The 729-nt window shown below is 74.1% G+C and carries 1 protein-coding gene; it reads left to right on the forward strand.

Annotation, left to right across the window (positions count from 1 at the left end; all coding sequences use genetic code 11):
• The coding region (locus G5C65_RS37980) for an oxidoreductase (protein ID WP_478501627.1) at nucleotides 1-728 on the forward strand (728 nt) is incomplete at its 5' end.
• Nucleotide 729: the final 1 nt, after the last annotated feature.

The following is a 729-nucleotide window of genomic DNA, read 5'->3' on the forward strand; positions in this document are numbered from 1 at the left end:
CCCCCAGCCCCGTCCATGTCAAAGACGGCAAGGCCGAGGCGCCGACGCCGCGCGAGATGACCGCCGACGACATCCGCACCGCCGTCGCCGACCACGTCGACGCCGCCCGCAACGCGCTGCGCGCGGGCTTCGACTACGTGGAGATCCACGCCGCGAACAGCTATCTCACCCATCAGTTCCTCGCCGACAACACCAACCTCCGTACGGACGGATACGGGCGGGACCGGACGCGGTTCGCCGTCGAACTGGTCACCGCCGTGGCGGACGCCATCGGCCCGGAGCGCCTCGGGCTGCGGCTCTCCCCCGGCAACCCGCAGTTCGGCATGGCCGAGCGGGACCCGGCGCCCGTCTACCGCAGGCTGCTCGCCGCGCTCGACCCGCTGGGCCTGGCTTATCTCCACCTCACCGACAACGACGACTACCCCGCGCTCGCCGATCTCCGGCCCCGCTGGCGGGGCACGCTCATCGCCAACGTCGGCGAGAACCACGAGCCCACCACCGGGCAGCAGGGCGAGCGGGTCCTCGCGGGGGGCCTGGCGGATCTCGTCTCGTACGGCCGCGCGTTCCTCACCCACCCCGACCTCCCCGCGCGTATCGCCGCGGGCGACCCGCTCGCCACCCCGCTCGACGAAGCCCGCCTCTACACCCACGGCCCCGAGGGCTACACCGACTACCCCGCCCTCGACGGCGGGCGCACCCGCACGCCCGCCGCGTCCGCGACCCGGTGAC

Origin of the sequence: Streptomyces boncukensis (genome assembly GCF_011045075.1) — a bacterium.
In the GTDB taxonomy this organism is placed as follows: Bacteria; Actinomycetota; Actinomycetes; order Streptomycetales; family Streptomycetaceae; genus Streptomyces; species Streptomyces boncukensis.